The sequence below is a fragment of the Escherichia sp. MOD1-EC5495 genome (assembly GCF_002965965.1).
In the GTDB taxonomy this organism is placed as follows: domain Bacteria; phylum Pseudomonadota; class Gammaproteobacteria; order Enterobacterales; family Enterobacteriaceae; genus Escherichia; species Escherichia ruysiae.
Genome location: NZ_PTRI01000005.1, coordinates 173,767 through 193,235, shown reverse-complemented (window position 1 = coordinate 193,235; position 19,469 = coordinate 173,767). Strand labels below are relative to the sequence as shown.

Here is a 19,469-nt window from a genome sequence, read left to right as displayed (position 1 = left end):
AGGCCAGTAATGGGTTAAGTGATAACAGGTGTCTGGAAATATAGGGGCAAATCCACCGATGACTCGCTGGAAGAGTTAAAGAAGATGCAGCGAGACAATCTCAAGGATCAATACAATGAAGAAACCTTCCAGTTTCATGACTGTAATGCCAAACATTTCACCTGTAAGTATCAGGATGTGTTGATAAATTTCGATGGTCAGCAGAAGAGAACCATCAGTGTTTATCTTGAGGACACCCCCAGGGCTGTGGGGATCATTGCATTGATGGAGCCAGATACGGCAGATAAATATCGCCAACAGGCGATGGGGATTATGCTTTCTGCTAAAAATGCAGTGAAGTAAAAAAATAAGGCGCCTTGCGGCGCCTCTGAGTGGAAAAGATTAAACCTCTTCCATGCGACCCAGCAGAGCCTGCAGACGTTCCTGCCAGCCGTTCTGCTGTTCTTTCAGATGGTTGTTCTCACGCTCCAGCTCTTCACGCTGATGCTGGGCATTCTGAACTTCCTGCGACAGTGAGTTGTTTTTTTCTTTCAGCTCTTCGATTTCCATCTGCAACAAAGTGATGGTATCAATCGCCTGCTGTACTTTTGCTTCCAGTTTCTCAAACACTTCTAATGACATTGTCATACCTCTCCTGAATTGCAAGGCGTTGATGGATATAAATCCTCGTCCCGATTATCGGTGACGCCTTAATAAATACGTGCGCGTTTTCGTTAGCTCCGATTGTATGAAGCCGCGCCATCTCTGTCCAGCAGCACGCCTTGCAGATTCCAGTTTGCCACACTTTTCATCCTTCTCCTGGTGACATAATCCACACGAATCGAAAATGTTAAAAAATTTGTTGCAAGAATGATTTAACAAACGTGCATCATGTAAGAAAATATGAAAGAAATGGCGCGATAACGCTCATTTTATGACGCGGCACACACATTTTGATTTCGATATTTCTCGTTTTTGCTCGTTAACGATAAATTCACAGGATGCCTACAAGCATCGTGAACGTCAGTGACTTTCACGCTTACAACAAACATTAACTCTTCAGGATCCGATTATGAGTCAAACATCAACCTTGAAAGGCCAGTGCATTGCTGAATTCCTAGGGACCGGGTTGTTGATTTTTTTCGGTGTGGGTTGCGTTGCAGCACTTAAAGTCGCTGGTGCGTCTTTTGGTCAGTGGGAAATCAGTGTCATTTGGGGACTAGGGGTGGCAATGGCCATCTACCTGACTGCAGGGGTTTCCGGCGCGCATCTTAATCCCGCTGTCACTATTGCGTTGTGGCTGTTTGCCTGTTTCGACAAGCGAAAAGTTATTCCTTTTATCGTTTCACAAGTTGCCGGTGCTTTCTGCGCTGCGGCATTAGTTTACGGGCTTTACTACAATTTATTCCTCGACTTCGAACAGACCCATCATATTGTTCGCGGCAGCGTCGAAAGTGTTGATCTGGCGGGCACATTCTCTACTTACCCTAACCCTCATATCAATTTTGTGCAGGCTTTCGCAGTTGAAATGGTGATTACCGCTATTCTGATGGGGCTGATCCTGGCGCTCACGGACGATGGTAACGGTGTACCGCGTGGGCCATTGGCACCGTTGTTGATTGGTCTACTGATTGCGGTCATCGGCGCATCTATGGGTCCATTGACAGGCTTTGCCATGAACCCAGCGCGTGACTTCGGTCCGAAAGTCTTTGCCTGGCTGGCGGGCTGGGGCAAGGTCGCCTTTACCGGCGGCAGAGACATTCCTTACTTCCTTGTGCCGCTTTTTGGCCCTATCGTTGGCGCGATTGTAGGTGCATTTGCCTACCGCAAACTGATTGGCCGCCATTTGCCTTGCGATATCTGTGTTGTGGAAGAAAAGGAGATCACAACTCCTTCAGAACAAAAAGCTTCACTGTAATGTGACTACGGGACAATTAAACATGACTGAAAAAAAATATATCGTTGCGCTCGACCAGGGCACCACCAGCTCCCGCGCAGTCGTGATGGATCACGATGCCAATATCATTAGCGTGTCACAGCGCGAATTTGAGCAAATCTACCCAAAACCAGGCTGGGTAGAACACGACCCAATGGAAATCTGGGCCACCCAAAGCTCTACGCTGGTAGAAGTGCTGGCGAAAGCCGATATCAGTTCCGATCAAATTGCAGCTATTGGGATTACTAACCAGCGAGAAACCACTATCGTCTGGGAAAAAGAAACCGGCAAGCCTATCTATAACGCCATTGTCTGGCAGTGCCGTCGTACCGCTGAGATCTGCGAGCATCTCAAACGCGATGGCATGGAAGAGTACATTCGTAATAACACCGGTCTGGTCATTGACCCGTACTTCTCTGGCACCAAAGTGAAGTGGATCCTCGACCATGTGGAAGGCTCCCGCGAGCGTGCGCGTCGTGGTGAACTGCTGTTTGGTACGGTTGATACCTGGCTTATCTGGAAAATGACTCAAGGTCGCGTTCACGTGACCGATTACACCAACGCGTCTCGCACCATGTTGTTCAACATCCATACTCTGGACTGGGACGACAAAATGCTCGACGCACTGGATATCCCGCGCGAGATGCTGCCAGAAGTGCGTCGCTCTTCGGAAGTATACGGTCAGACCAACATCGGCGGTAAAGGCGGCACACGTATTCCGATCGCCGGGATCGCGGGTGATCAGCAGGCGGCGTTATTCGGTCAGTTGTGCGTTAAAGAAGGGATGGCGAAGAATACCTATGGTACAGGCTGCTTTATGTTGATGAATACCGGTGAGAAAGCGGTGACATCAGAAAACGGCCTGCTTACGACCATCGCCTGTGGCCCGACTGGCGAAGTGAACTATGCGCTGGAAGGCGCGGTATTTATGGCGGGCGCATCGATTCAGTGGTTGCGCGATGAGATGAAGCTGATTAGCGACGCCGACGATTCCGAATACTTTGCCACCAAAGTGCAAAATACCAACGGCGTATATGTCGTTCCGGCCTTTACCGGTCTGGGCGCGCCGTACTGGGATCCGTATGCGCGCGGGGCGATTTTCGGTCTGACTCGTGGGGTGAATGCTAACCACATCATCCGCGCGACGCTGGAGTCTATTGCTTATCAGACGCGTGACGTACTGGAAGCAATGCAGGCCGACTCCGGTATTCGTCTGCACGCACTGCGCGTGGATGGCGGCGCGGTGGCGAACAATTTCCTGATGCAGTTCCAGTCTGACATCCTCGGCACTCGCGTTGAGCGCCCGGAAGTGCGCGAAGTGACCGCATTGGGTGCAGCGTATCTTGCTGGTCTGGCGGTTGGCTTCTGGCAGAACCTTGACGAGCTGCAAGAGAAAGCGGTGATTGAACGCGAGTTCCGCCCTGGCATCGAAACCACCGAGCGTAATTACCGTTACGCTGGCTGGAAAAAAGCGGTTAAACGCGCGATGGCGTGGGAAGAACACGAGGAGTGATGCCAGACATCTGAACGATTGTCTGATGCTGATCGCCTGATGCGACGCTGACGCGTCTTATCAGGCCTACGAGGCGGATACATATCCGGCATCATGCAGACTCTGAAACCGTGCGGGGGCAACCCCGCACACATCAATAATCCCGCCCTTCCCCTGTGCTACACTTCGCGCCATTCCTTACTGCTTAGAGTTTGCTATGAGACGAGAACTTGCCATCGAATTTTCCCGCGTCACCGAATCTGCGGCGCTGGCTGGCTACAAATGGTTAGGACGCGGCGATAAAAACACCGCTGACGGCGCGGCGGTAAACGCCATGCGTATTATGCTCAACCAGGTCAACATTGACGGCACCATCGTCATTGGTGAAGGCGAAATCGACGAAGCACCGATGCTCTACATTGGTGAAAAAGTCGGTACTGGTCGCGGCGATGCGGTAGATATTGCTGTTGACCCGATTGAAGGCACGCGCATGACGGCGATGGGTCAGGCTAACGCGCTGGCGGTGCTGGCTGTCGGCGATAAGGGCTGCTTCCTTAATGCGCCGGATATGTATATGGAAAAGCTGATCGTCGGACCGGGAGCTAAGGGCACCATTGACCTGAATCTGCCGCTGGCGGATAACCTACGCAATGTTGCAGCGGCACTCGGCAAACCGTTAAGCGAACTGACGGTCACTATTCTGGCGAAACCGCGCCACGACGCAATTATCGCAGAAATGCAGCAACTCGGCGTGCGCGTGTTTGCCATTCCTGATGGCGATGTCGCAGCCTCGATTCTTACCTGTATGCCAGACAGTGAAGTTGACGTGCTGTACGGTATTGGCGGCGCCCCAGAAGGCGTGGTTTCAGCGGCGGTGATCCGCGCATTAGATGGCGATATGAATGGTCGTCTGCTGGCTCGTCATGACGTCAAAGGCGACAACGAAGAGAATCGTCGCATTGGCGAGCAGGAGCTGGCACGCTGCAAAGCGATGGGCATCGAAGCGGGTAAAGTGCTGCGTCTGGGCGATATGGCGCGTAGCGATAACGTCATCTTCTCTGCCACCGGTATCACCAAAGGCGATCTGCTGGAAGGGATTAGCCGCAAAGGCAATATCGCCACCACCGAAACGCTGCTAATCCGTGGCAAATCCCGCACTATTCGCCGTATTCAGTCCATCCATTATCTGGATCGTAAAGACCCGGAAATGCAGGAGCACATTCTCTGATTGATTTGATCGATTGAGCCTTCCAGTCCTTCGGGACTGGAATTTTTTTGTCCGGAGAACGAAGATAAGGCAAGTCAATCAAAACAGGAGAGAAACATGGCTGATTGGGTAACAGGCAAAGTCACTAAAGTGCAGAACTGGACCGACGCCCTGTTTAGTCTCACCGTTCACGCCCCTGTGCATCCATTTACCGCCGGGCAATTCACCAAACTTGGCCTTGAAATTGACGGCGAACGCGTCCAGCGCGCCTACTCTTACGTTAATTCGCCCGACAATCCCGACCTGGAGTTTTACCTGGTCACCGTCCCCGATGGTAAATTAAGCCCGCGACTGGCGGCACTAAAACCGGGTGACGAAGTGCAGGTCGTTAGCGAAGCGGCTGGCTTCTTTGTACTGGATGAAGTACCAGATTGTGAAACGCTATGGATGCTGGCAACCGGTACAGCGATTGGCCCTTATTTGTCGATTCTGCAATTAGGCAAAGATTTAGATCGCTTCAAAAATCTGGTACTGGTTCACGCCGCGCGTTATGCCGCCGACTTAAGCTATTTGCCACTGATGCAGGAACTGGAAAAACGCTACGAAGGAAAACTGCGCATTCAGACGGTTGTCAGTCGGGAAACGGCAGAGGGCTCACTCACCGGGAGAATACCGGCGTTAATTGAAAGCGGTGAGCTGGAAAACGCGGTTGGACTACCAATGAATAAAGAAACCAGCCATGTGATGCTGTGTGGTAATCCGCAGATGGTACGTGATACGCAACAACTGCTGAAAGAGACCCGGCAGATGACGAAGCATTTACGTCGCCGACCGGGTCACATGACAGCGGAGCATTACTGGTAAGCGGTTACTTGTCGATAAACGGCACGATCAAGAGATCCGCACTCAACTTATTGATCATCCCGCGATATGCCGGCATCAAACGGTTGATAAACGAGTGGTGATGACCACAGACAAGGAGGTCACACTGCTCTTTTTGCATAATTTCCAGCAGTGTTTCCGGCATTTCGCCGCGCTCAATGCGCAGTTTCGTTTTCGGCCACTGAATATTTTTCGTCAGCTTATACAGTTTGTTATCCGACTTATCTTTCAACAGTTGAAGAATATCTTCTGTTGCGGGGAAGTAGATACCCGGATACAACTCACTTAAGCCATCATCAATATGAATTAACGTCAGATGAGCGTCATTATGTCTGGCGAGATCCAGGGCTTTGTTCACCAGTAGGGCATCTTCTTCATTCCCGGAAATTGCCACGCCAATGTGTTTATAAGCCATGTTTAACTCCATTAACCAAGTGAACGCAGTGATAACTCAAAAATAATCATCTCGGCCTGGCATGAGAAGGTGAAAGCTGCATCAAGCTCGACTTGCCCCTCCAGATCTTTAATCTTATAGGCCACGCTGGCACCTTCATCCGCAGAGGATGCAGTGGCTGCAAGCTCTTTCAGTTTGGTCATAAAGGACTCTGCTTCTTCGCGAGTAGCAAAAAAGCGCGAAAGTTTGCTGGTACAGTTGTCGTTATCAATCACCGTACCGATATCAATCGCACATCCTTTAGTACTGCATTTATCTACGACATCTTTCATAGGGCACCTCTGTATATTCGCCTCTCTGTCGATTGCCACTTAAGAATAATGCGCCGTTAAGGGAAGAACAAACAAGTAATGATCTTATGGATTACCATTTTTTTTGATATTGATTAAGGTGAGGAAATGAGGGAGATTTTCCGGGTACCGTCATTTGCAATATGGAAATAACGATACCGGATAAAAATAGCAATAAGAGATATATTGCAGATTAATGGCTTGATTTATTCTCAGACTTATACTTTACGTCCAGGGTGTCTTTACCAAATTTATTTTCGCCCTGGGTGCCGACAAATGCGCCAAGATCGATAAGCATCATCACCAGAATCAACGTCGGAATAAACCGCCCCACCGCCCATTGCCAGACGCCTGGTAAAATCGCCCAGTTACCCGCCAGAAGCATCCACGCTACAATCATCAGAAATGCCCATGCGCCAGAACGCCCACGATCGTGCAGTCGTTTCACCGTCACTGCCGCTGTCGGCCATAACAGGCACACAAGGCAAAACGCGGCGGTCTGGATATCGAGTAGTTTTTTAGCCGCCAGTGAGAAAAGCACCAACATGCCAACGATCCAGAGGCCAATCCAAATCCAGAAATCGCGGCGTCCAAGACGCCCTTTAAACGAGAATAACCATTGCTGTATGGTCATGTAAGTTCCTTGATGGTTGTCTTTTCCAGGATTCTACCCTTTTGACAAGGGCGACAGATATCGTTTTAATCGAACCCAGTCATAACAAAAGGTACTGCCGATGAAGTCAGGGTGTTCAGTGTTTTTTCTCTTATCTGCCGTGTTATCCGTTAGTGCAACGGTGCACGCACAATCGCCTGGCACGACAACAACAGCGCCCTACCTGCTGGCTGGCGCCCCCACTTTCGATCTCTCCATCAGCCAGTTTCGAGAAGACTTTAACAGCCAGAACCCCAATCTGCCACTGAACGAATTTCGTGCCATCGACAGCAGCCCCGACAAAGCCAACCTGACTCGCGCCGCCAGTAAAATTAACGAGAACTTGTATGCTTCCACGGCGCTTGAGCGCGGCACCTTAAAAATCAAAAGCATTCAAATTACCTGGCTGCCAATCCAGGGGCCAGAGCAAAAAGCCGCTAAAGCGAAAGCCCAGGAATACATGGCAGCAATGATCCGCACACTCACCCCGCTGATGACCAAAACACAAAGTCAGAAAAAGCTGCAGTCACTCCTTACGGCGGGGAAAAACAAACGTTACTACACTGAGACAGAAGGCGCGTTGCGCTATGTTGTCGCGGACAACGGCGAAAAGGGACTGACCTTCGCTGTTGAACCGATTAAGCTGGCGCTATCTGAAACGCTGGAAGGGTTGAATAAATGACAAAAAGCAAAGCCTTTGCGCCGATGAATCTCTATACTGTTTCACAGACCTGCTGCCCTGCGGGGCGGCCATCTTCCTTTATTCGCTTATAAGCGTGGAGAATTAAAATGCGACATCCTTTAGTGATGGGTAACTGGAAACTGAACGGCAGCCGCCACATGGTTCACGAGCTGGTTTCTAACCTGCGTAAAGAGCTGGCAGGTGTTGCTGGCTGTGCGGTTGCAATCGCACCACCGGAAATGTACATCGATATGGCGAAGCGTGAAGCTGAAGGCAGCCACATCATGTTGGGTGCGCAGAACGTGGATCTGAACCTGTCCGGCGCATTCACCGGTGAAACCTCTGCCGCTATGCTGAAAGACATCGGCGCACAGTACATCATCATCGGTCACTCTGAACGTCGTACTTACCACAAAGAGTCTGACGAACTGATCGCGAAAAAATTCGCTGTGCTGAAAGAGCAAGGTCTGACTCCGGTTCTGTGCATCGGTGAAACTGAAGCTGAGAACGAAGCGGGCAAAACTGAAGAAGTTTGCGCACGTCAGATCGACGCAGTGCTGAAAACTCAAGGTGCGGCAGCATTCGAAGGTGCGGTTATCGCTTACGAACCAGTATGGGCAATCGGTACTGGCAAATCTGCAACTCCGGCGCAGGCACAGGCTGTTCACAAATTCATCCGTGATCACATCGCTAAAGTTGACGCTGACATCGCTGAACAAGTGATCATCCAGTACGGTGGTTCTGTAAACGCGTCTAACGCTGCAGAACTGTTCGCTCAGCCGGACATCGACGGCGCGCTGGTTGGCGGTGCTTCTCTGAAAGCTGATGCCTTTGCGGTGATCGTTAAAGCTGCAGAAGCGGCTAAACAGGCTTAAGTCTGACAGGTGCCGGATTTCACATCCGGCACTTAACTTTCCTTAACTGCTCGCCTTAACGCAAAATCTCACACTGATGATCCTGAATCTCCTCGGCTGAAGCACGGTTTAGCATCAGCAGATTTCTTTGCGTCGCCAGTAATACAAACGAGTTATCACTCTGTCGTACCATCGCCAGCCCGTAACTTCCCATATGTTCCCGCGCTCCTGGCACTTCTTCCGCCAGCATCATAAACGGACTACGTTGAACCAGTTCGCTTTCCGTTACCCGGCGCGCCAGATATTCATGCCCCTGTAATCCGCCCGGCAGCGGCAACCAGCGACTGCTGATGTTCGCCAGGTTATTATCCAGTTGTTCGCGCACATCAGGACGGATGCAAGAGATATGAATATGAAAATGGTTTTGCGTGCGTCCCGTGCGGGAGTTTATCGCCAACGAGACCGCGCGATCGGGAACCGGCTTACCGTATTTTTTACTCATAAAATCACGCGCCTGCCAGGCCAGCCAAAAGAAGTTCGGCGTTGAAGGATCGGTCAACAAAGGGCTTTCAGTACCGTTAATACGATATGTTGGCATCAACAGATATTGCAGTGGACCGTTAATGTCTTTTAAAACCACATATCCGGCATTGGGTTTTACTTCCACACATGGCGAAGGATTTTGGTTTTGCTGCTGGTTGGGCAAACATTGCTCAAGGACAATCTTACGTAACACATCCGAATCACCGGTAAATTTCCAGTAGCCGATACCCGCAGCAACGGCGATAACTATCATCACCAAAATGAGAATAACCGTTTTTTTCATCGTTTTTTCCCTGTACCTCAAAGAGATGCAAGGGTAACGCAAAATCGCGACAAATAAAAAACCCGGTCGCGAGATGCCACCGGGTCTGGTTATCGTCAACAAAATTAACGTTTGCTGATTTGGTCAAACGTACCACCGTTAGAGAAATGCTCTTTTTGCGCTTTCGTCCAGCCGCCAAACTCTTCATCAATGGTGAATAACTTCAGCTTCGGAAAAGCATTTTCATACTTTTTCGCCACGTCAGGATCGCGCGGACGGTAATAGTTTTTGGCTGCAATCTCCTGACCTTCTGGCGAGTAGAGATATTTCAGATAGGCTTCTGCCACCTCTTTGGTGCCTTTTTTCTCCACCACCTTATCGACAACCGACACCGTCGGCTCCGCGAGAATAGACTCACTCGGCGTGACGATTTCGAACTTATCTTTCCCCAGTTCATTCGTTGCCAGCAGTGCTTCGTTTTCCCAGGCGATCAGCACGTCACCAATCCCGCGCTCGACGAAAGTATTTGTTGAACCACGCGCACCGGAGTCCAGCACTTCAACGTTTTTATACAACGATTGCACAAAATCCTGTGCTTTTGCCTGATCGTTATTGTTGTGGTGCAGCGCATATCCCCACGCCGCCAGATAGTTCCAGCGAGCGCCGCCGGAGCTTTTCGGGTTAGGCGTGATCACCGAAACACCCGGTTTAACCAGGTCGTTCCAGTCATGGATTTGCTTCGGGTTGCCCTTACGTACCAGGAAGACAATGGTGGAGGTATACGGCGCGGAGTTATCCGGCAGACGTTTGATCCACTCTTTATCAATTCGACCACGTTCAGCAATCGCATCTACGTCGTAAGCCAGCGCCAGCGTAACAACATCAGCTTCTATCCCGTTGATTACCGATGTTGCCTGTTTCCCTGAACCACCGTGCGACTGACGAATCACCACGTTATCGCCGGTTTGCTGTTTCCAGTGGGCGCTGAAGGCTTTGTTGTATTGTTCGTATAACTCGCGTGTTGGATCATACGAAACGTTAAGTAACTGAATATCCTTTGCCATCACGCTGGTCGCTGCCAGCAAAAATGTTAATCCTACGCCCCACTTGTTCATCGCCCGGCTCTCTTATGTTGTGTTGTGATAAGCAAAGCGTGCCAGAAGGTGAACCAAACATTAAAGAATAAAAAAAGATTGGCTATAACTTGCGGGTATATGTTGGGGAGTTAAAAAGGCGGAAGAAATCCGCCTCATATTGCTGACAAAGTGCGCTTTGTTCATGCCAGATGCGGCGTGAACGCCTTATCCGGCCTACAAAAGCTTGCAAACTCAATAGATTGCAGAATTCATGTAGGCCTGATAAGCGAAGCGCATCAGGCATTTTTGCTTCTGTCATCGGTTTCAGGCGAAAGAAATCTGCCCGAAATCATTAATACAGTTTTTTCGCGCAGTCCAGCCAGTCACCTTTGAACGGACGCTTCATGTTTTCGATAGCGTCGATGATGTCATGGTGAACCAGTTGTTCGTTCTGAATACCTACGCAACGACCGCCGTAACCTGCCAGTAGCAGTTCAATAGCGTAAGCGCCCATACGGGAAGCCAGAATACGGTCGTAAGGCACCGGAGAACCACCACGCTGGATGTGGCCCAGCACAGTTGCGCGGGTTTCACGACCGGTTTCTTTCTCAATGAAATGCGCCAGTTCGTCAACATCACACATGTGTTCGGTTATCGCCACAATTGCGTGTTTTTTACCTTTCGCGATACCTGCTTTGATTTCATTTACCAGGTCATCGCGGCTGAATTCAACTTCCGGAACCACAACAAATTCACAACCACCGGCAATGGCCGCAGCCAGCGTCAGATCGCCACAGTAACGACCCATCACTTCCACCACGGAAATACGCTGGTGAGAAGAAGAAGTGTCACGCAAACGGTCGATGGCTTCTACAACGGTGCTCAGCGCAGTGAAGAAACCGATAGTGTAGTCAGTGCCTTTGATGTCGTTGTCGATAGTGCCCGGCAGGCCGATGCACGGGAAGCCCATTTCGGTCAGACGCATTGCACCCATGTAGGAACCGTCACCGCCGATAACCACCAGCGCGTCGATACCACGTTTTTTCAGGTTTTCGATAGCCACGGCGCGGATGTTCTCGTCGCGGAATTCCGGGAAGCGCGCAGAACCGAGGAACGTACCGCCACGGTTGATCATGTCAGACACGCTGTAACGGTCTAGCTGTACCATACGGTCTTCATACAGACCCAGATAGCCGTCATAAATGCCCATTACTTCCAGACCTTCTGTCAGCGCAGAACGAACAACCCCGCGAATTGCGGCGTTCATGCCTGGCGCATCACCGCCGCTTGTCAACACACCGATTTTCTTAATCATGACTACCTCTGAACTTTGGAATGCAAAATGAAATCTGTTGCCGGAAGTCTTCTTGCACATCGAAGTGATCCAACGAATGTGCAAATAGTATAACAATCACTTCCTGCTGAATTGATTCAGGTCAGGCCAAATGGCGGTATTTTATACACAAAATGCGGGTCTGGCTCTCTTTTATACTGATTATGAAAGCATAGACCGTTTACCCTCCTTGGGTACGACGGAACAGGGGTCCTGATGAATAATCACATCCGATCCCGGAAAACGCCGTAAAATAGCCTGCTCTACCTGATCCGCCACCATATGCGCCTGAACCAAAGGCAGAGAGTCTTCCATTTCCAAATGAATCTGAATAAAGCGGGTCGGCCCTGACTGCCGCGTACGAAGATCGTGAGCGCCGCTAACTCCCGGCCAGGAAGTCACGATATCAATAATTTCTTGCCGTTCCTCATCGGGCAGCGCGCGATCCAGTAATGACTGTACCGCCTCATACCCCATGCGTAACGCGCTATATAAAATATAGATGCCGATTCCCAATGCAAACAGTGCATCAGCACGATGCCAGCCATACCAGGACAACCCCAGCGCCAGCAGAATCGCACCGTTCATCATAACATCGGACTGATAATGTAGCATATCTGCCCGCACCGCCTGGCTCTGCGTCCTGCGCACGACCCAACGCTGAAACGAAACAAGGATAATCGTACAAATTAGCGCCACAATAGTCACGAGAACCCCGACGCCTGGGTCTGTCATTGGCGTCGGAGAAACCAAATGCTGAATACCAGTCAAAAACAGGAACAGCGCCGAACCGGAGATAAACATACTTTGCGCCAGCGCCGCGAGGGACTCGGCTTTACCGTGACCAAACGAGTGATTGTCGTCGGCAGGTTGCAGCGAGTAACGCACCACCAGTAAATTCGTCAACGACGCGCCAATATCCACCAACGAATCCACCAGCGCGGCAAGAATACTCACCGAACCGGTATACCACCATGCAAAAATTTTAATCAGCAATAGCAGCGAAGCCATCGCCGTCGCAGCAATCGCCGCCCGGCTGACCAGCCGTCCATAAGATTGATTCATAAATACTCCCGCTATCAACTGACGGTAGTATAACGGAAGCAAATCATCTGCAATGCATCAAGCAACAGGCAAATTGAAGATAAAAAAAACCCCCACATCATGTGGGGGAAGACAGGGATGGTGTCTATGGCAAGGAAAACAGGGTTTACTACTGGGAACGTGAGTTGCTACTACTCAATAGCTTCAACGATGAACTTTTTTGCCATTGCGTCACGTCGCGCAACTGCTCCATTCGTTGTTGATGTTTCTCGTTTAAAACCGCTTGCTGCTCTGGCGTTAACAGGTGATACATTTGGTTGCGGACTTTAGCCATCTCAACCTGGCGAGCGATCTGTTCTTTCGCCATTTTTTCTGCCTGAGCACGCACAGCGTTTTCATCAAAATTTTCTGCGGTGACAAGGCGATGCATTGTCTCCACTTCGCTAACATTAACAGGAGGCTGTTCATGCCGGGCCTGTTGCATAAGATCTCGCATCTGCTGACGCTGATGTTCGGTTAAACTTATGCCGTCGAACATATGGCTCTGCGTACTGCGCTGCGCAAGTTCTTCGCCCGGATGCCAGTTATCGCCTGAACCGACTTCAGCAGCGTGGCTTAATGAACTGACTGCCAGCGTTGAGGCCATGACGGCAGCGGTAACTATGCGCATCATTTGCTCCCAAAATCTTTCTGTCGCGATTCAACGATAGAGAGTTTACGATTCAGGCTGCAAACATGCGTCAGGGGGTGTAAAACAACGTAAAGTCATGGATTAGCGACGTCTGATGACGTAATTTCTGCCTCGGAGGTATTTAAACAATGAATAAAATCCTGTTAGTTGATGATGACCGAGAGCTGACTTCCCTGTTAAAGGAGCTGCTCGAGATGGAAGGCTTCAACGTAATTGTTGCCCACGATGGGGAACAGGCGCTTGATCTTCTGGACGACAGCATTGATTTACTTTTGCTTGATGTAATGATGCCAAAGAAAAATGGTATCGACACATTAAAAGCACTTCGCCAGACACACCAGACGCCTGTCATTATGTTAACGGCACGCGGCAGTGAACTTGATCGCGTTCTCGGCCTTGAGCTGGGCGCAGATGACTATCTCCCGAAACCGTTTAACGACCGTGAGTTGGTGGCTCGTATTCGCGCGATCCTGCGCCGTTCGCACTGGAGCGAGCAACAGCAAAACAACGACAACGGTTCACCGACACTTGAAGTTGATGCCTTAGTGCTGAATCCAGGCCGTCAGGAAGCCAGCTTCGATGGGCAAACGCTGGAGTTAACCGGTACTGAATTTACCCTGCTCTATTTGCTGGCACAGCATCTGGGTCAGGTGGTTTCCCGTGAACATTTAAGCCAGGAAGTGCTGGGCAAACGCCTGACGCCTTTCGACCGCGCTATCGATATGCACATTTCCAACCTGCGTCGTAAGCTGCCGGATCGTAAAGATGGTCACCCGTGGTTTAAAACCTTGCGTGGTCGCGGCTATCTGATGGTTTCCGCTTCATGATAGGCAGCTTAACCGCGCGCATCTTCGCCATCTTCTGGCTGACGCTGGCGCTGGTGTTGATGTTGGTTTTGATGTTACCCAAGCTCGATTCACGCCAGATGACCGAGCTTCTGGATAGCGAACAGCGTCAGGGGCTGATGATTGAGCAGCATGTCGAAGCGGAACTGGCGAACGATCCACCCAACGATTTAATGTGGTGGCGCCGTCTGTTCCGTGCCATTGATAAGTGGGCACCACCGGGGCAGCGTTTGTTACTGGTGACCACCGAAGGCCGCGTGATTGGCGCAGAACGCAGCGAAATGCAGATCATTCGCAACTTTATTGGCCAGGCCGATAACGCCGATCATCCGCAGAAGAAAAAGTATGGTCGCGTGGAACTGGTCGGCCCGTTCTCTGTGCGTGATGGCGAAGATAATTACCAACTGTATCTGATTCGTCCAGCCAGCAGTTCTCAATCCGATTTCATTAACTTACTGTTTGACCGTCCGCTATTACTGCTGATTGTCACCATGTTGGTCAGTACGCCGCTGCTGTTGTGGTTAGCCTGGAGTCTGGCAAAACCGGCGCGTAAGCTGAAAAACGCTGCCGATGAAGTCGCCCAGGGAAACTTACGCCAGCATCCGGAACTGGAAGCGGGGCCACAGGAATTTCTTGCCGCCGGTGCCAGTTTTAACCAGATGGTCACCGCGCTGGAGCGCATGATGACCTCTCAGCAGCGCCTGCTTTCTGATATCTCTCACGAACTGCGCACCCCGCTGACGCGTCTGCAACTGGGTACGGCGTTACTGCGCCGTCGTAGTGGTGAAAGTAAGGAACTGGAGCGAATTGAAACCGAAGCGCAACGTCTGGACAGCATGATCAACGACCTGTTGGTGATGTCCCGTAATCAGCAGAAAAACGCGCTGGTTAGCGAAACCATCAAAGCCAACCAGTTGTGGAGTGAAGTGCTGGATAACGCGGCGTTCGAAGCGGAGCAGATGGGCAAGTCGTTGACAGTTAACTTCCCGCCTGGGCCGTGGCCGCTGTACGGCAACCCGAACGCCCTGGAAAGTGCGCTGGAAAACATTGTTCGTAATGCCCTGCGTTATTCCCATACGAAGATTGAAGTGGGCTTTGCGGTAGATAAAGACGGTATCACCATTACGGTGGACGACGATGGTCCTGGCGTCAGCCCGGAAGATCGCGAGCAAATTTTCCGTCCGTTCTATCGCACCGATGAAGCACGCGATCGTGAATCTGGCGGTACGGGTCTGGGGCTGGCGATTGTCGAAACCGCCATTCAGCAGCACCGTGGTTGGGTTAAAGCTGAAGACAGCCCGCTGGGCGGTTTACGGCTGGTGATTTGGCTGCCGCTGTATAAGCGGAGTTAAACTCCGCGCAAGCCGGATAGGCGTTTACGCCGCATCCGGCATTTGAGCAGAATGCCTGATGCGACGCTGGTCGCGTCTTATCAGGCCTACTCTTCGGGGGTTATTTCCCCCACAAACGCCGCGAATTATCTTCAATCTTGCCGCTAAGTCGGCGCTTCTGCATCGTCCGCGTCCAGCTTTTCGACAGCCCGGCAGCGGAGAGTAAACGGTGATACTGCTCGTCATCAAACGGCATATGCCATGCGATAGCTATTGCCTCCTGCACGGTGACATCGCTGACGCGAGAAACCAGCTCCAGCGGCGCATCCGCAGATACCAGCCCCGGCGCAATCACGCTATACAGCCAGCCAACTTTACCGGCGTTTTGCATCAACTGTGCCATATCGCTGATGTCAAAATGATAATTGAGTTTGTAGCACGGAGAGCGCGGCTGGGTGACCTGAATTAATGCCTCACCCCAGCGGAAAATATCGCCAATATAAACATTGCTTTCCGTCAGGCCGTCGGTTGAGAGGTTTTCACCAAACGCAGGCGCAACAAACAAATCTGCCTGTTCAGGAAATTCCCGCGCCCAGTAGAGATAATGCTCACGAGGATAGTGACACAGCGCCCTGTCCGGCCCACCGTGAACTATTTTCTCTGCCTGCTCGTCACCTTCCAGCCCCAGCTCTGTCAACATCAACTCGCCATCGACCTGGATTTTCGCAATCGCGCTGGGTTTGCTTTCGGGATAAGCCTGTATTTTGCCTGTGTATACATCAACCGGATATCGCATCTGTTCCCTCTCCACCGAGAAATTTCCCCATTAGACCATATTTATTTTACGTCAGGCGCGCAAAATGAGAGCACGGTTCACATGACGACGTCTTAGAAATGTTATCAATGAGGTGAATTTGAAACGCCATTTCATTATCAGGAGTGTACAACGTGACCGAGCAAACACAGTTTTCTGGCGTCTGGTGCCCTTCCATTACGCCAATGGATAAAGACGGTAATGTGGATCTTAACGGACTGAAGAAGCATCTGCAGCGGCTAACAGAAGCCAATATTGATGTGATATTGCTGATGGGTAGCATTGGTGAATTTGCCTCTTTCACCCTCGAAGAGAGGCTCATGCTTATCCGCGAAGCGCGTTCCATGAGCACATTAAAAATGGTCGCTAACGTTTCTTCCACCTGCACACACGATGTATTGCTGATGGCGCAAGAAGCGTATCGCACAGGCTATGATGCAGTGATGATCCTCCCGCCTTACTACTACGGCCAGACAGCAAAGCAATTACTAAGCTATTTCCGCCATCTGGGTCGCGAATTACAGGGCAAATGGTTCGCATATAACTTCCCGGCAAGAACCGGTTGTGATTTAACCCCTGACCTGGTCGCCACGCTGGCGAGTGAATTTCCTGACTTTGCCGGAATTAAAGATACCGTCGATTGCCAGTCACACACCCGCAGCATGATTCAGGCAACCCAGGCAGTTCGTTCTGATTTTGCAGTGCTTTCGGGCTATGACGAGTATTACATTCCTAATCTGCTGGCAGGCGGCGCGGGAATAATATCCGGCCTGAACAACGTTATGCCGGAGCTGTTTGTCGAAGCCCGTGAAGCCTTCAAACGCGGCGACCTGGCGGCTTTACAAGAGATTCAGCAACAGATTGGCACTTATATGTCCATCTACGCCATTGGTGAGGATTTTGTCACTACTATCAAGACGGTGGTATCGCGTAAGTTTGGCTATTGCACTGGCGTATCACGCAATGCGGGTGGTGAGTTAAACGAAAGTGATTGTCGAACGATTGATGAAGTCTTTGTCAGATAACGCAAAAGGCCGGATGACTACAAATCATCCGGCCTCTTGATTTATATGGATGGAGATTACTTCACCGTACCCAATATTTCGATTTTCGCCGCTCTGGCTTTAACTTTGCGCGACCAGACAGAAGTCAAAATCGGCACCAGAATCGAGGTCACAATCACTGACGTCGCCACCAGCGAAGTTGCCGCTGGCGCCATTGGTTTAAAGGCGGGGATCATTTCAGCAATCAGTACCGGCGTCGCCACCGCAGCACCGGCAGAACTGGAAGCCGCGATTCCGGCTGTACCATCGCCACCACCAATCAATTTATCGGCAATAATCAACGGAATACCGGTCACGACGATCACCGCCACACCCAGCAAAATCCCCAGCAAACCGGTCTGAGCAATCACGGTTAAATCAATGGTATTGCCCAGCGCAAAGGCAAAGAACGGGATCAACGTCTGTACCGCTTTGCTGAAAAATTCTCTCAGCTCAGGGTCAAGGTTCCCTAACGCAAAGCCGACGAGGAACGGTAATACCGCACCGACGAAAACATGCGGTTCAAACGATGCAATCCCGGCAGTCCCCAGAATAATCATCGTCATAAGCGGCCCGGATTCCAGCGACATTAATACAAACGCCCCAGCCTCTTCTTTAGTGCCATACTGCTGCATGATCGAAGCGTAAAGTCCGCCGTTGGTCATATCCATCGCCGCCACCAGCGCAAGCGTTGAAAGTCCGGCAAAGAATCCAACTTCAACACCATGTTCAGGAATAATGCGTGAAGCAATTGCCGCAACCACCCACGCCACAGCAATTTTGGTTACCACCAGCGTACCGGATTTACGCAATACCGTTCCCGTCGCACTTAATTTTATCGATGCCCCCATGCAGAAAAACCACACCGCCAGAATCGGCACCGTGCCGGTAATCATTCCATTTGTGAATGAACCAAAGTATTTTCCCGCCCCTGGCGAGAAAGTGTGACACAGTGCGCCAAGGAACAGCGGGACGAGCATCATCCCTCCTGGGATTTTCTCTATCGTGTGTTTTATCTGCATTTTCATCACCTATCGGCATATTTTTATAGGCTGATGCATAAGTCCTTCACGATGCATCAGTGTTGATGGAAATGAAGATAGACATTCAACAGAGCAATAAAAGTGATCAAAACCACATCAATTGAAACGTTGTTTTATTTTTATAGGATCATTGTTTTTATTTTGAAATTGATCACAAAAAAACCACCGCTATGGGCGATGGTTTGTTTTTTATGCTGAAAAACGGCGTAAACGCCTCATTGCAGCAGGCAATATGCGATTATTTTTTCGCCGCAAAACGTGCCGCAGCTTCGTCCCAGTTCACCACGTTCCAGAACTCTTTGATGTAGTCAGGACGGCGGTTCTGGAATTTCAGGTAGTAAGCGTGTTCCCACACATCCAGACCCAGAACAGGGAAGCCGGAAGCGCCAGAAATGGCTTCGCCCATCAGCGGGGAGTCCTGATTAGCAGTAGAAACCACCGCCAGTTTATCGCCTTTCAGCACCAGCCATGCCCAGCCGGAACCAAAGCGGGAAGCTGCCGCTTTCTCAAATTCTGCTTTGAAGTTATCAACGGAACCGAAATCACGTTCGATAGCCGCTTTCAGGTCGCCCTGCAAAGTCGTGCCTTTTTTCAGGCCTTTCCAGAACAGGCTGTGGTTGGCGTGACCACCAGCGTTGTTGCGCAGCACGGTTTTCTTGTCTGCTGGCAGCTGGTCCAGTTTAGTGATCAGCTCTTCAACCGGCAGGTTGGCGAATTCTGGCAGGCTTTCCAGCGCCGCATTGGCGTTGTTGACGTAGGCCTGATGGTGTTTGGTGTGGTGGATTTCCATGGTCTGCTTATCGAAGTGCGGTTCCAGGGCATCGTAAGCATACGGCAGGGATGGCAGGGTATAGCTCATATTCATCTCCAGTATTGTCGGGCGGCCGATTGTTAATGCCGCGTAAGCAGTTGGTTCATTATAGTTAATTAAATGATATTGAAAATGATTATCAATGCCGTACTTTTCATAGGGGAATGGTTTTGCAGGGAAATGTCCGAGATGTGAACCAAATCAC

General features: G+C 50.6%; 21 protein-coding genes and 1 pseudogene. 10 read left to right on the top strand and 12 right to left on the bottom strand.

The window, feature by feature from the left end; translation table 11 throughout:
* Positions 1-45: 45 nt before the first annotated feature.
* A pseudogene (locus BEG40_RS06060) lies at positions 46-342 on the top strand (hypothetical protein); the annotation flags it as partial.
* Between the two features lie 39 nt (positions 343-381).
* On the opposite strand, the gene zapB reads toward BEG40_RS06060, so the two are convergent.
* A complete protein-coding gene (gene zapB / locus BEG40_RS06055) occupies positions 382-627 on the bottom strand; it encodes a septal ring assembly protein ZapB (protein WP_001296623.1) in 246 nt (81 codons plus the stop codon).
* Positions 628-1,051: 424 nt separating this feature from the next.
* On the opposite strand from zapB, the gene glpF reads away from it, so the two are divergent.
* From glpF to fpr, 4 genes are all read left to right on the top strand, one after another.
* Entirely contained in the window at positions 1,052-1,897 is an 846-nt protein-coding gene (gene glpF / locus BEG40_RS06050) for a glycerol uptake facilitator protein GlpF (protein ID WP_000084276.1), read from the top strand.
* A 22-nt stretch (positions 1,898-1,919) separates the two neighbouring features.
* A complete protein-coding gene (gene glpK / locus BEG40_RS06045) occupies positions 1,920-3,428 on the top strand; it encodes a glycerol kinase GlpK (RefSeq protein ID WP_000136801.1) in 1,509 nt (502 codons plus the stop codon).
* Between the two features lie 196 nt (positions 3,429-3,624).
* Positions 3,625-4,635 (top strand): class II fructose-bisphosphatase, encoded by a 1,011-nt coding sequence (gene glpX, locus BEG40_RS06040; RefSeq protein ID WP_001250634.1) that lies wholly within the window; start codon positions 3,625-3,627, stop codon positions 4,633-4,635.
* A 96-nt stretch (positions 4,636-4,731) separates the two neighbouring features.
* A complete protein-coding gene (gene fpr / locus BEG40_RS06035) occupies positions 4,732-5,478 on the top strand; it encodes a ferredoxin--NADP(+) reductase (protein ID WP_021551626.1) in 747 nt (248 codons plus the stop codon).
* A 4-nt stretch (positions 5,479-5,482) separates the two neighbouring features.
* On the opposite strand, the gene uspD is transcribed toward fpr, so the two are convergent.
* From uspD to BEG40_RS06020, 3 genes are all read right to left on the bottom strand, one after another.
* Positions 5,483-5,911: a universal stress protein UspD gene (gene uspD, locus BEG40_RS06030; RefSeq protein WP_000323549.1), complete on the bottom strand. Its 429-nt coding sequence runs from the start codon at positions 5,909-5,911 to the stop codon at positions 5,483-5,485.
* An 11-nt stretch (positions 5,912-5,922) separates the two neighbouring features.
* Positions 5,923-6,222, bottom strand: coding sequence for a DUF406 domain-containing protein (locus BEG40_RS06025; RefSeq protein WP_000655995.1), 300 nt, complete (start codon positions 6,220-6,222; stop codon positions 5,923-5,925).
* Between the two features lie 211 nt (positions 6,223-6,433).
* Positions 6,434-6,874, bottom strand: coding sequence for a DUF805 domain-containing protein (locus BEG40_RS06020; protein ID WP_105285058.1), 441 nt, complete (start codon positions 6,872-6,874; stop codon positions 6,434-6,436).
* Between the two features lie 100 nt (positions 6,875-6,974).
* Between BEG40_RS06020 and BEG40_RS06015 the strand changes: the two genes are divergently transcribed.
* Both BEG40_RS06015 and tpiA read left to right on the top strand, forming a co-directional pair.
* Entirely contained in the window at positions 6,975-7,574 is a 600-nt protein-coding gene (locus tag BEG40_RS06015) for a YiiQ family protein (protein WP_000834909.1), read from the top strand.
* A gap of 107 nt (positions 7,575-7,681) precedes the next feature.
* A complete protein-coding gene (tpiA, locus tag BEG40_RS06010; RefSeq protein ID WP_001216323.1) occupies positions 7,682-8,449 on the top strand; it encodes a triose-phosphate isomerase in 768 nt (255 codons plus the stop codon).
* A gap of 55 nt (positions 8,450-8,504) precedes the next feature.
* On the opposite strand, the gene cdh is transcribed toward tpiA, so the two are convergent.
* The 5 genes from cdh to cpxP form a co-directional block, all read right to left on the bottom strand.
* The gene (cdh, locus tag BEG40_RS06005; RefSeq protein WP_010349502.1) at positions 8,505-9,254 is read right to left on the bottom strand and encodes a CDP-diacylglycerol diphosphatase; all 750 of its coding nucleotides are present in this window, start codon (positions 9,252-9,254) and stop codon (positions 8,505-8,507) included.
* A gap of 104 nt (positions 9,255-9,358) precedes the next feature.
* A complete protein-coding gene (sbp, locus tag BEG40_RS06000) occupies positions 9,359-10,348 on the bottom strand; it encodes a sulfate/thiosulfate ABC transporter substrate-binding protein Sbp (protein ID WP_001045694.1) in 990 nt (329 codons plus the stop codon).
* A 313-nt stretch (positions 10,349-10,661) separates the two neighbouring features.
* On the bottom strand, positions 10,662-11,624 hold the full coding sequence (gene pfkA / locus BEG40_RS05995) for a 6-phosphofructokinase (RefSeq protein ID WP_001355350.1): 963 nt from the start codon (positions 11,622-11,624) through the stop codon (positions 10,662-10,664).
* Between the two features lie 180 nt (positions 11,625-11,804).
* Complete coding sequence (gene fieF / locus BEG40_RS05990; RefSeq protein ID WP_105285057.1) at positions 11,805-12,707, bottom strand: CDF family cation-efflux transporter FieF; 903 nt, start codon at positions 12,705-12,707, stop codon at positions 11,805-11,807.
* Positions 12,708-12,855: 148 nt separating this feature from the next.
* Complete coding sequence (gene cpxP / locus BEG40_RS05985) at positions 12,856-13,356, bottom strand: cell-envelope stress modulator CpxP (protein ID WP_016158830.1); 501 nt, start codon at positions 13,354-13,356, stop codon at positions 12,856-12,858.
* 149 nt (positions 13,357-13,505) lie between these two features.
* Between cpxP and cpxR the strand changes: the two genes are divergently transcribed.
* On the top strand, positions 13,506-14,204 hold the full coding sequence (gene cpxR / locus BEG40_RS05980; protein ID WP_001033722.1) for an envelope stress response regulator transcription factor CpxR: 699 nt from the start codon (positions 13,506-13,508) through the stop codon (positions 14,202-14,204).
* Positions 14,201-15,574, top strand: coding sequence for an envelope stress sensor histidine kinase CpxA (cpxA, locus tag BEG40_RS05975; RefSeq protein ID WP_000580417.1), 1,374 nt, complete (start codon positions 14,201-14,203; stop codon positions 15,572-15,574). Before cpxR ends, cpxA begins: the two co-directional genes overlap by 4 nt.
* Before the next feature lie 100 nt (positions 15,575-15,674).
* Here cpxA and yiiM read toward each other — a convergent pair whose 3' ends face one another.
* Entirely contained in the window at positions 15,675-16,349 is a 675-nt protein-coding gene (gene yiiM, locus BEG40_RS05970; protein WP_001270282.1) for a 6-hydroxyaminopurine reductase, read from the bottom strand.
* A gap of 152 nt (positions 16,350-16,501) precedes the next feature.
* Here yiiM and BEG40_RS05965 point away from each other — a divergent pair, with 152 nt between their 5' ends.
* Positions 16,502-17,392 (top strand): dihydrodipicolinate synthase family protein, encoded by an 891-nt coding sequence (locus tag BEG40_RS05965; RefSeq protein ID WP_105285056.1) that lies wholly within the window; start codon positions 16,502-16,504, stop codon positions 17,390-17,392.
* A gap of 56 nt (positions 17,393-17,448) precedes the next feature.
* On the opposite strand, the gene kdgT is transcribed toward BEG40_RS05965, so the two are convergent.
* Complete coding sequence (kdgT, locus tag BEG40_RS05960) at positions 17,449-18,432, bottom strand: 2-keto-3-deoxygluconate transporter (protein WP_024191187.1); 984 nt, start codon at positions 18,430-18,432, stop codon at positions 17,449-17,451.
* A gap of 259 nt (positions 18,433-18,691) precedes the next feature.
* Entirely contained in the window at positions 18,692-19,312 is a 621-nt protein-coding gene (sodA, locus tag BEG40_RS05955) for a superoxide dismutase [Mn] (protein ID WP_010350891.1), read from the bottom strand.
* Positions 19,313-19,469 lie beyond the last annotated feature (157 nt).